This is a genomic window from Lentisphaerota bacterium, assembly GCA_016873675.1.
In the GTDB taxonomy this organism is placed as follows: domain Bacteria; phylum Verrucomicrobiota; class Kiritimatiellia; order RFP12; family JAAYNR01; genus VGWG01.
This window is the reverse complement of the sequence record VGWG01000147.1, coordinates 1-5,564: the sequence shown is the minus strand read 5'-3', so window position 1 is coordinate 5,564 and position 5,564 is coordinate 1. Positions and strand designations below refer to the sequence as shown.

At 65.0% G+C, this 5,564-nt stretch carries 2 protein-coding genes; one reads left to right on the top strand and one right to left on the bottom strand.

Annotation, left to right across the window (positions count from 1 at the left end):
* Positions 1 to 5,115: PAS domain S-box protein (locus FJ222_11775; protein MBM4165101.1), on the bottom strand; the 5,115-nt coding region annotated here is incomplete at its 3' end.
* A 218-nt stretch (positions 5,116 to 5,333) separates the two neighbouring features.
* Between FJ222_11775 and FJ222_11770 the strand changes: the two genes are divergently transcribed.
* Positions 5,334 to 5,564, top strand: a 231-nt coding sequence (locus tag FJ222_11770) for a hypothetical protein (GenBank protein MBM4165100.1), incomplete at its 3' end; no start/stop codon positions are given.

The window sequence follows — 5,564 nt, the reverse complement described above, 5'->3', positions numbered from 1 at the left end:
GCAGATGAACTCGACCCCCTTTTCCTGCGCCCGCATCGCCAGCGGGGCCACGGTCTCGTCGAGCAGTTTGCGCAGACTGAAGTCGCTCCGGTCGAGCGTCAGCTTGCCGGCCTCCATCTTGGAGAAGTCGAGAATGTCGTTGAGCAAGGTCAAAAGCGATTCGGCGCTGTTCATGGCCGTTTCGGCGAAGCGCCGCTGTTCGTCGTTCAGCGCCGTGTCAAGCAACAGGCCGGTCATGCCGATGACCCCGTTCATCGGCGTGCGGATCTCGTGGCTCATGTTGGCCAGGAACTCGCTCTTCGCCCGATTCGCCGCCTCGGCCTTTTCGCGGTGCTGACGGATGACGTCCTCCATCTCGCGGCGCAGGCGGATGCTGGCCATCATCTGCGTAAAGACCCGCAATAGCCGTTGTTCCGCATCTGTGGAGTCGTGCAAATTTCGCACGTAATCGAATCCCACGAACCCCAGACAGCGTCCGCCATCCATCATCGGCACGGCCAGGAGACTCCGGACCCCCTGCGGCTCGAGCACCTGCCGCAGTCCGTCCTCCGGCGGCAGCGCCTGGACATCGGGAATCCGCATCGCCTCGCCGCGCCGATGGGTCTCCACCCACCGCGGAAGGATCGAGATCGGCACCTCTTGCAGGTCCTGAATCTGCGACGCAATCCCGGCCGCGCACCATTCGTGCGTGTTGCGACAGTTGTCCCGCGCGAAATCGTAATCGAAAACGTAAACCCGGTCTGCCCCGACGAACAGGCCCATCTCACCCAGCGAATCCCGGATCGCCCCGTCCACCCGGTCGAGCGGCAGATTGATGTACATCGCGGCGATGCGCGTCAGCATCTCCTGCATGCGCGCCTGCGTGCGCCGATCCTCTTCGACCGACATCGCGAAGCTCGCAAGGCGCAGGAAGTTGAGGTGATCCTCGATCGGTTGCACGTCCTTCTGATAGACGACGCACAAAGAGCCCACCGCCTCGCCGCGACATTTGACCGCCACCCCGACGTAGGTTTGCAGTCCGTAGGCCCTTACGTTCGGATCGCTGGCGGCATAGACCGAGTTCTGCAGGTCGCGCACCACCATCGGCGAGTCCGCGCGCTGTTGGATGACGTCGAAGCAGATATGCCCGTCGGGCCGGTCCTGCGCCTTGAAATCGGGCGGCGTCTGCCATTGCCCGACCGAGCAGAGCATGCCTTCGTCCATCCGGTTGTACAGCGCGCAGGCGCCGTCCAGAATGCTCCCGCACAGCGCCACGAGCCGCTCCATGTTCGCCTGCGTATCGGCACTGAATTCGAGCAGGCACTGCGCAAACGCCCGTAACCGCTCCTCGGACGCCTTGCGGTCGGAGATGTCCACAAAACACTCGAGCAGCTTCTCATGCCCCCCGAGGTTGACCCGTCTGACTGTTTTCAGGATCGGCAGACGGGATCCGTCAGCGCGGAGCATCACGCGCTCCGAGTTGTCCACCACTTGACCCTTGTCGCAGATGGGGCAGGCGCCCTCCTGCGCCGGGCACAGGAGCGAATGACAGCGATGCCCCAGCAGACGGTCCACCGGTGCGCCGAACAGCGCGGTGGCGTGCTGGTTGACTTGTTCGATCTGGCGCGTCACCGGATCCACAATAACCACGCCGGCGGGCAAGTTCAGGAGCAGTTCGCGCTGAAAGGCTTCCCTCTCCCGCAGCTTCTCTTCCGCCTGCCTGCGCTCGCGGTTGGCGAACACCATGGCGACCTGGTCGCAGAGCTGGCAGACGAAGGCGGTCTCGTCGTCGTCCCAGTGATGGGCGACGCCGACCTGTTCCAGGCAGACGCAGCCGAGGAAGCGGTCGTCGCCGCGCACCACGCCGTCGAGCATCGCGGTGATGCCCAAGGGCTTGAGGTAGCCCTCGACGTAGCCGGCGGTGCGGGGGTCGGTGAGGGCATCGTGGGCGTCAACGAAGCGGGCCTGGCGCATGGCGGCAAACTCGCTGGCGAAGGCGGATTCCGGCCGTTCGGCTCCGTGTTCGTGCCGCTCCCGGGCTCCCACGAAGGTGTCCAGGCAGACCAGTTTGGCGCCGGTCTCATCAAATAGCCACACCCCGACCCGGCTGATGCCCAGGCGTTGGGCGGTCAGCTCGGTCAGGCGGGCGGCGAAAGCCGGCAGGTCGCCAGTGACGAGCGCCGGGTCGGTGGTCAGCGCGGCGAGGATCCCGGCATGGAGGTCCTTCCGGACGGCGATGGCGTGATCCCGGACTTCACGCTGCTTGCGTTCGGTGATGTCCTGGATGGTTCCCATGACCATGGGTTCGCCGCCGCCGGTCGTGTGCGCGAACGCCCGCACTTCGACCCAGCGGTGATTGCCCTTGGCCGTGGTGATCTCCGCCTCGATCGCGAAAGGACTGCCCGTGGCCAGGCAGTTCCCCAGTCCCGACTGAAGCGCGGGAAGGTACTCCGCATGGTAGTACTTGACCCCTTCCGCCAGTCCGGGGCGGTAGTCGCGGGACTCTTCGATAATGTCATAGACGCCGTCGTTCCACTCCAGGGCGTCCGTCTGCGGATTGGCTTTCCAGCCGCCCAGTTTGGCAACGACCTGCGTCTCCCGCATGAATAGTTCGCTCTCGCGAAGCGCCTCCTCCGCCTGCTTGCGCGCGGTGATGTCGGTGTCGGAGCCGCGATAGCCGCGCAGCGTTCCGTCCGGGTTCAGCAGGGGGATGCCGTTGGTGGAGACCCAGAGCGTTTCGCCGGTCTTGCATTGGACGGCGTTGACCAGGTTCTGGAACGGCTCCTTGCGGGCAAACACCTCGAATGCCGCCGCCTTGAACGCCTCGCGCCCCTCTTCCGGATGCAGGTCGTAGAAGTGCATCTTGCCGATAAGTTCTTCGGGCCGGTAACCGAGAACCATTTCCGCCACATGACTCACATAGGTGTAGAGACCAGCCGTGTCTACCTCCCAGGCGAGCGTCCGGCTTTGCTCGGCAAGCGCGTCGAACCGCTCCTTGCTCGCCCGCAGTTCCTCCCGCCGCTGGTACTCCTCGGTCACATCGCGGAAGACCAGCACCGCGCCGGAGACCGTGCCCGAGGCGTCGCGGATGGGCGCGCAGGAGTCGGCGATCTGGTGCTCCGTGCCGTCTTTGGCGATGAGCGCCGTGTGGTTGGCCAGCCCCACGCTCACGCCCTCGCGGAGGGCGCGGAAGACCGGGTTTTCCGCCGTCTCGCGGGTCTGGGCGTTGACGATGCGAAACACCTCGCCCACAGGCTTCCCGGCCGCCTCGGCGGTCGTCCAGCCGGTGAGCGCCTCGGCCGCGCGGTTCAGACTCGTCACGTTCCCCCGCCGATCGCAGGCGATGACCCCGTCGCCGATGGAGCGTAAGGTGGCCGCGAGGTGTTCTTCGCTGGCGGCCAGTTGCCGGCGCGACTGCGTCACGGCTTCGAGCAACAGGTTGACATCCCCGGCCACTTCCGCGAGTTCGTCCGAGCCTTTCCAGGGAATCGACGCGGAGAACTGCTTCGTGCGGGTGATTTCGTGGAGACACCTGCTCAGGCGCTCCAGTTTCCCGATCACCAGTTTCCGCATCAGGAAAGCAACGATCAGGATGAGGAGCGCGCCAGCCAGGACGAGCATAGCCGCGAAGACCGTGGCCATTTTCGCCGCCTGCCGGTGAAGATCGCGCTCCTTCGTGATCTCGATCAGCAACGCGGGATTGCCCGCCAGATCGCGGACAAGGCCGTAGGCGGCCAGCAGTTGATCGTCCAGAATCCGCACGGCATCTCCAGCACCGCTTGCCAGCGACCGGGCGATGCCCTCCCGCACCGGGTCGCCGGCGAGATCGCCGACCGCAAACAGGGCGATGTTCATCTTCAGCGACTCGGCGAGTTCCCGTGCCCCGTTCGCATCCAGATAGCGGCCCATGACGACAAGACCGCGCGGCGGCCCCGCCTCCTCGCTCGTGAGGATGGGGCTGGAAGCGACGAGAATTCGATTCTGACCGAGCAGGAGAATGCCCGAACGCGCGCCGCTCGGCGACCGGGCGGACACCGAACCGGCAATGCCCCCGAAACGACGGTTGAATTCGGCTCCGGTCAGCAGCGCGCCCGGATCCTCCGGATCCAGCGCGCCGCCCCAGACAATCTCACCGGCGGAGTTCAGGATCATCAGGAGCTGGATGCCGAGGCTTTCCATCGCGTGCCGGTTGAGGTTCTTCTCGATGAACGACTCGTTGCGATCCGCCGCGAAGGCGTAGGAGTCATCCCAATACGACCAGTCCTGAGTGTTCCGCTCCAATGTCAAGAGGCGCTCGTCCAGCGCCGACATCGCCCTCGCAACATCCATCCGGGCACTGCGTTCTTCCAGGATCGCAAACCCATCATGGATGATGCGGCGCGAGCCAAGATAGAGAACGGCGACGAGCGCCATGAGCGTGATGCCCAGAATCAGGGCCATCTTTTCCCGCAGCCTCACGGCTCCGAAGCGGCGCGAGCAAGAACGACTCAGGACGCACAGCGGTGTCAGGATGCCGATCATCAGCGCCAGCATCAACCCCGCCGGCAGAGCGGCCCGGGCGACCAGGTCTCCCCTCCAGGTGCGGGTATCAACGTCCATGCCCAGCACGGCAACGACCTCGCCAGTCCGCGAATCGGTCAGAGGCGCCAGGGGTGTCACCCATGTGCCCCAACGATCGGGAAGAGGACCTTCCACAACCGGCTTGCCGGTGGCAAATACGCTCAGAACATCGCTCGACGCTTCGTCATAGACCTGACCGGCGGAGGACGCGTCTTCTGATCCCGCCGGTTCGCTGTCGGCAAAGAAAAACACCGTCCCGTCATCCTTGCGGCCCAGGAGATAAGCGAAGCGGTACTTCGTGTTGGCCGCGCGGATGTCGGCGAGTTGCTCCTTCAGCCGCAGGCAGGCGAGCTTTTCCAGATCCGATTCCGTCCCGGTAAGCGCCTGGACCCGCTCCACGCTCACCATGCCTGCCGCCAGGCGCGCCCGGCCGATCAGTTCGTCGCGCATGTCGCGCTCGATCCTGGCGACCGTCCACCAGACGGCCAGGGCGGAGATCGCGAGGATCGCCGTCGCCGCCAGAATGCGCCACCGGTGATTGACTTGCGGCTTGGGTTCCGTCTTCGCTGCGATCATGGTTTGTCACCCGTAAAGAATTTATACGTCTTCCAGTCTCATCTTGGTATGGATCAGCGATGAACGATTTCCAGACGGCGCGTTGCATGGCCGCGAGGACGGTATAGGCTGAACGCGTGCATGAGTTGAAGATAGCTGAAGCGGGCATGGGTGTCAAGAAAACCAAAGCCAAGTTACAGCGACGGGCGGTGGGACAAGAGAGAGCAATGGAGGGAGTGATGGTCATCTTGAGTCCGGATTGTGTGGCTGGGGCGCGGCGGTTTCCGTCGGCGTCGGGGGGTGTCAGCGTCGGGAGGCTGGCGCGGCTGACGTCGGAGGGGCTGATGGCGACGCCGACGGGGCCCTTGCAGGCGGCGCCGTATGTGGTCGCGGATGTGGCCGCGTCGGGGGCGTTGTGCGACTGCGTGCCGCTCACGGGGGCGGCGAATGCGCGTTGCGAACTGGCGGGG